The organism is Phenylobacterium sp. (genome assembly GCF_036495085.1).
GTDB lineage: Bacteria > Pseudomonadota > Alphaproteobacteria > Caulobacterales > Caulobacteraceae > Phenylobacterium.
In genome coordinates this window covers 1-6,207 of sequence record NZ_DASXNL010000009.1, presented here as the reverse complement: position 1 = coordinate 6,207, position 6,207 = coordinate 1, and the positions used below count along the sequence as shown (strand labels likewise).

Sequence of the window (6,207 nt, the reverse complement as noted above, 5' to 3'; positions counted from 1 at the left end):
ACGCCGGGACCGGCGTCCGGCGGTGGAACACACCGTCGCTGCGCGTGGAGGGTGGCCGTCAGGCGCCCGATGAAGCGCGAACTCCTCAGTGGATTTCCTCCCTGGGAAATCCCCCGGCTTCAGCCGGGGGAAGATGTTAAGAATTGGCCTGCGGCCTCCACGCCCACGGTGCTGGCGTGCCGGGCGTTGATGCCGCCGGTGGAGATCAGCCGCGTGCCGTCAACACGCAGTTCGGGCCGTTCCTGGAGGGTGATCGGATAGCGTGCGGTCCCGGCCGGGGTATCCGGTCCGCCCGCGTCGGCGGGACGGTCAACATAGCTTCCGTGGACGCCCACCTGGAGCATGCCGTCGTCGTTCTTCACCGGAATGAAGGCCAGACGCCCGACCAGGCCGAGTTGGCTGTCGAAGGGCTGGCTGACGCCGGTCGCCTGCGAATTGACCACTCCGACCAGCCGGCCGGTGACGGAGGCCGCGGCGTACCACCAGTCGCCATTGCCCCAGGCCATGGCGCCCTCGCGGAAGTCGCCGCCGGCCAGGCTGCGAGCGATGTCGGCCACGGCCGGCCGCTCGACGTAGAGCGAGCCGTTGGTCGAGGCCTGGTCCTCAAGCCCGATGGACGGCGGGAAGGCGCCGATGCGGAAGTGGAAGGGCTTCAGGCCGGAATACTGGACCCACATCTCCTGGATGTGCCCCGCGTCCTCCTCGCCGGCGCCGCCGTATTCGAAGAGCAGGTTGTATTCCCAGTCGCCGAAAGCCTTGCCGTCGACGCCGATACGGGCGCGGCGGAAGTTGGTGCCGGAAGAGAGATCGCGGGCGTGCGCCGTATCGGCGGGCGTCGCTCCGCCACGGAAGTCGGACGTGATCGGCCCCGGGGTCGCCCGGCTGTAGTCGGCGGCGTCAAACTGCATGACCCCATGAAGGTTGGCGCTGAAGCGACCGTCGGCGCTTTGGATCGAGGGCTTGCCGGCCAGGATCGTGGCGCCGCCGGTCGACGGGAACTGTACGGGTGCGGGAGGTCCGGGCGGCGTCTGGATGACCGCGACGGGCGCCGGGGAAGGCGGAGGGGGCGGCGCCGGCGGTGGCGGCGCGTCAGCGCGAGCAGCGAGGCTGTCCACCCTGGCGCTCAACGCCTGCACCTCGGCCTTCAGGGCCTGGATTTCGGCGTCGCGCGGATCTGGGGTGGACTTGGTGTGGTGCGGCCTGGCTTCGGCGGCCGTCCAGATAAGGCTCAGCGCCGCCGTCGTCAGGAAAATTTGCGTCGTCCGCATTCTTCAGGTTCCCCTCCGGATCGTCCCTCTGCGGAGACGTCGGCGTTATGTAACTCAACTATATTACGCTATGCCAGCAATCGCGCGCGGATCGAGGTTTATCGGCGCACGGACAGAGTTCAGCTATTCTGGGCCGTGCACGCGAGCGGGGGCAGACGATGAGCAGGGGTGAAGACCGCAGGACCTTCCTGCAGCTGGCGGCCGGCGCCGCGCTCGGCGCGACGGCCTTGCCCCCCGGCGTGGCTCGCGCTCTCGCCCTCCCGGCGAACCGTGTCACGGGCACGATCAAGGACGTCGAGCACGTCGTCATCCTTATGCAGGAGAACCGCAGCTTCGATCATTATTTCGGGACGTTGCGCGGCGTGCGCGGCTTCGGTGATCCGCGGCCCGTCACCCTGCCAAGCGGCGATTTGGTGTGGAAGCAACCGGGCAAGGCCGGCGCCGTCGCGGTGAGCCCCTTCCACCTCGACACCAGCTCGACCCGCGCCGAGTCCATCTTCAGCCTGGACCATAGCTGGAAGGGCAGCCACGCGCGCTGGAAGCACCACGACGCCTGGATTCCCGCCAAGGGCCCGCTGACCATGGGTTACTTCACCCGCGCCGACCTGCCCTTTCACTATGCGCTCGCCGACGCCTTCACGGTCTGCGACGCCTACTTCTGCTCGATCTTCGCCCAGACCAACCCAAACCGCCTTTTCCTGTTCAGCGGCACCAGCGGCCTCTCCGTCGGCGACGACAGCACCATCGTCGTGGCCAACCCACAGGAGGAGAAGAACGAATCCGCCGATCCGGCGAAGGACTCGCCGGAGTTCAAAGGCCTGACCTGGCCGACCTACGCCGAGCGCCTGCAGGCGGCCGGCGTCTCCTGGCGCGTCTATCAGGAGCACGACAATTTTGGCGACAACGGCCTCGCCTACTTCGCCAACTTCCGCGGCATCGGGCCCGATGCCGAGCTCTACCAACGTGGCCGGGCCTGGGCGCCGGGGTCGGACGAGGCCAACGCCAAGTCCTCCAACGGCGAGCATCTGGTCGCCCAGTTCTCGGCGGACGTCGCCGCCGACCGACTTCCGCAGGTCTCGTGGATCGTGCCGTCCACCCGGCTCTCCGAACATCCGGCGGCCAGCCCCTCGGACGGGGCGTGGCTCATCGCCCGGCTGATCGAGGCGTTGGCGTCCGACCCAAAGGTCTGGGCCAAGACGGTTCTCATCCTGAACTATGACGAGAACGACGGCTTCTTCGACCACCTGCCGCCGCCGCTTCCGGCGACGGGCGCCGCCGCCGGCAAAAGCACCGTGAAATTGGACAGCGAGGCCTATCACGGTGAGCCGGTGGGGCTGGGGCCCCGCGTGCCGATGGTCATCGTCTCGCCTTGGACCAAAGGCGGCTGGGTCAATTCCGAGGTCTTCGACCACACCTCGGTGATCCGCTTCCTGGAGGCGCGCTTTGGCGTGATGGAGCCGCACATCAGCCCTTGGAGGCGCGCGGTCTGTGGCGACCTGACCAGCGCCTTCGATTTCGCCGCGCCCGAGGGAAACACCCACCCCTCCCTGCCCAACGCTTCGTCCCTGCCAATCCGGGCGGAGAAGGCCAAGGCGTTACCTTTTCCCCGGTCACCCGCGGTCGCCGAAGCCCTGCCGCGCCAGGAACCGGGCCAGCGACCGGCGCGTGCGCTGCCCTACCTGTTCCAGGTCGCATCGCGTCCGCGAGCCGGCGGCCTTGAGCTTACCGTGGCCAACCAAGGCGCCGCGGGCGTCGCCCTCAACCTCTATCCAGCGGCGGGCGGCGGGGAGCCGCGGTTCTACACAATCGGCAAAGGCGGGTCCCTCATCGACCTCCTGGCGCTCGGCCCCGGGCCATACGCGCTGGATATGCACGGACCGAGCGGCTTTCTCCGCGGATTTCGCGGCGAACTCGACGCAAAGGCCCGTCCGGAAGCGAACGGCTGGTTCATGCCGGACCGGCGCACGCTTCGGATCGCGCTGCGCAATGAAGGTTCGGTCCCACTGACCTTCGAGGTGGCGCCGTCAGCCTATCTCAACGCAGTTCCGCGGCGGCATCGCTTGGCGCCTGGGGCGTCGACGACGGACGACTGGGACCTGGTCCCTAGCCACAACTGGTACGACTTTGTCGTGACCTGCGCCGAGGCGCGCGGCTTCCAGCGCCGCTTAGCCGGGCACGGCGAGGATGGCAGGCCGAGCTTCAGCGATCCCCTGTTGGGACGCCAAGCCTAGCTAGATCATGTGCGCTACATGCAGGAAGGCGTAGAACACCGCGGTCGCCACGCCCCCGAGCACCATCAGCGGAACGATCAGCTCAGCGATACGGTGCGGTTTGCGAAGACCTTGGGGCACGTCCATTGTCGGCTCCTTTCGCCGATTCAACGCGCCAGGCCCTGACCAGTTCGTCCGCTCTGGTCAGGCGAACGTCCTACCAGACGTGCACCCGTTTCTCCGGCGGCAGGTAGAGTTTGTCGCCAGGCTTCACGCCAAAGGCTGCATACCAGGCGTCCACGTTGCGGACGATGCCATTGACCCGATACTCGGCCGGGCTGTGGGGGTTGGTCAGCAGTTGCTGGCGAAGCGCGCCCTCGCGAACCTTGTCCTGCCAGGACTGGGCATAGGCGATGAAGAACCGCTGGTCGCCGGTCCAGCCGTCGATGACGGGGGGCTCGCCGTGCGCGGCCACATAGCGCCGCCAAGCCGCATAGGCGGCTTCAATGCCGCCCAGGTCACCCAGGTTCTCGCCCATGGTCAGCGCACCGTTGATGTGCACGCCCGGCACAGGTTCGTAGGCATCGAACTGGGCGGCGAGCATCGCGGTGCGGGCCCCGAACGCCTTGGCCGCGTCAGCGGTCCACCAGTCACGCACTTTTCCAGTCTCATCGAAATGTCGGCCCTCGTCGTCGAAGCCGTGGCCCATCTCGTGGCCGATCACCGCCCCCTCGCCGCCGTAGTTGGCGGCCGGATCGGCGTGGGGATCGAAATAGGGCGGCTGCAGGATCGCGGCCGGGAAGGTGATCTGGTTGGCGAGCGGGTTGTAATAGGCGTTGACCTCCTGCGGGACCATTTCCCAAAGGCCTTTGTCCACCGGCTTGGGGTAGCGTGAGAGCTGCAGATTCCAGTCGAATTGCTCCGCGCGGACCGCATCGCCCAGGAGATCGTTACGGTCGATCTTGAGGCTCGAATAGTCGATGTACTTCTTGGGATGGCCGAGCCTCGGATCGAAGGTGCCGAGCTTGACCAGCGCGGCCTTGCGCGTCGGCTCGTCCATCCACTCGGCCTTGCTGAACCGCTCGGCGTAGGCGGCGCGCAGGTTGTCGATCAACTCGGCGGTCTGCTTTTCCGCCTCCGGGGGAAAGTGCTCGGCGACGTAGATGCGCCCGACCTCCTCGCCGAGCGCGCGGTTGACCAACTGCACGCCGCGCTTCCATCGATCCCGCTGTTGCGGCACGTCGCGCAGGGTCTTTGAGAAGAAGTCGAAGTTGGTCTGATCGAAGGCGTGCGGCAGGTAGCTCGCGTGGGTGCGGATGAAGTGATAGGCGAGGTAGTCCTTCCACACCGACAGCGGGGTCGCGGCGAACAGTTCGCCGGCCGCCTTGACCTCCGAAGGCTCCGTCACAAGCACCTTGGCCGGCGCGCCCAAGCCTGCCTGTCGCAGCATTGCGCCCCATGGGAGCTGAGGCGATAGCTCGGCCAGCTTGGCCACGGTCATCGGGTTGTTGATCTGCTCAATGTCGCGGGTGCGCTCGGGCGCCCAGTGAGCGGTAGCGATCTTGGTCTCGAGCGCGATGATCGCATCGGCCTTCACCGCCGCATCCGGGATGCCGGCCAGGGTCTGGATCCTGATGACGTAGTCGCGGTAGGCCTTGCGGAAGGCGTCGTACTTGGCGCCCTCGCGCAGGTAGTAGTCGCGGTTGGGCATCCCGAGCCCGCCCTGGTCGAGGCCGACGACATAGCGGTTCGGGTCGTCGAGGTCGGGATTGATGCCGACGTTGACTGGCGTCGCGTAGCCGGGCTTCGCAAAGAGTTCGGCCACCTGCGCCTTGGTCTTGAGCGCAGCGATCCTGGCGAGGTACGGCTTCAGCGGAGCTGCGCCCCTGGCCTCGAGGCCGCTCTCATCCATCCACGCGGCATATAGGTCGCCCACCCGTTGGCCGCCGGGTCCGGCCTTGGCGGGATCCTTCGCCAGGTCTTCGACGATCTTGCGCACGTCGCGTTCCGCGGCCTCGGTGAGCACCACGTCGACGCCCGCCGAGGTCCGGTCAGCCGCGATCTGCGTACGCTTGTCCCAGCTTCCGTTGACGTATTTGAAGAAGTCGTCACCCGGCTTGACCGAGGCGTCCATGGACGTAGCGTCGTAGCCCCAGGTCCCGTACCTCGCGTTGCCGGGCGCATCCGCTGCGAAAGCTCCGCCTGCGATAGCCGCCGCGGCCGCGCCCGCCAGCACCAACGTCTTCAGCTTCAAAGGACACTCTCCGTTCGCCAGGAGCGCGACACTACACACAACCGAAAGCGTGGCAACGCGCAGGACTTGGCGGGTCCGTGACAGCGTGTTTCGATCGTCGCCAGCCTCGGTTTTGGAGGAGCACATGCGCACAACAACGATCGCTGCCGCCTCCGCGGCGCTGCTCGTCGCCGGCGCCGGGAGCGCCGCCGCTCAGTTTGGCCACGGGGACAGATCGCAGGCCGCGCAAGGCCCGCAATCCGTCGATTGCGCAAGGATCGCCAGTGTGCCCAACGCACCGATGACGCTGGAGGCCTGCCTGAAGATGGTGGGCTCGGCAGCTTCGATACAGAGTTCGATGAACGACCCGGCGGGCATGCGCCCCGGCGACGAGGCCATGACCTGCGACCAAATCAAGGGCGAACTGTTGGCTTCCGGCGGCGTCCCAATGAACCCCGCTCACGTCGCTCAGGCCCAGTCGGCCGCGACTGAGCTC

Annotated in this window: 5 protein-coding genes; 2 read left to right on the top strand and 3 right to left on the bottom strand. The window is 67.3% G+C overall.

The window, feature by feature from the left end:
• Positions 1 to 119 precede the first annotated feature (119 nt).
• On the bottom strand, positions 120 to 908 hold the full coding sequence (locus VGI62_RS01355; protein WP_414695615.1) for a porin: 789 nt from the start codon (positions 906 to 908) through the stop codon (positions 120 to 122).
• A 518-nt stretch (positions 909 to 1,426) separates the two neighbouring features.
• Between VGI62_RS01355 and VGI62_RS01350 the strand changes: the two genes are divergently transcribed.
• Complete coding sequence (locus VGI62_RS01350; protein WP_331502590.1) at positions 1,427 to 3,499, top strand: phosphocholine-specific phospholipase C; 2,073 nt, start codon at positions 1,427 to 1,429, stop codon at positions 3,497 to 3,499.
• On the opposite strand, the gene VGI62_RS01345 is transcribed toward VGI62_RS01350, so the two are convergent.
• Positions 3,500 to 3,625: a hypothetical protein gene (locus tag VGI62_RS01345; RefSeq protein ID WP_331502589.1), complete on the bottom strand. Its 126-nt coding sequence runs from the start codon at positions 3,623 to 3,625 to the stop codon at positions 3,500 to 3,502. It lies immediately after the preceding gene.
• A gap of 70 nt (positions 3,626 to 3,695) precedes the next feature.
• Positions 3,696 to 5,732 (bottom strand): M13 family metallopeptidase, encoded by a 2,037-nt coding sequence (locus VGI62_RS01340; RefSeq protein ID WP_331502588.1) that lies wholly within the window; start codon positions 5,730 to 5,732, stop codon positions 3,696 to 3,698.
• Positions 5,733 to 5,856: 124 nt separating this feature from the next.
• Between VGI62_RS01340 and VGI62_RS01335 the strand changes: the two genes are divergently transcribed.
• The coding region (locus VGI62_RS01335; protein WP_331502587.1) for a hypothetical protein at positions 5,857 to 6,207 on the top strand (351 nt) is incomplete at its 3' end.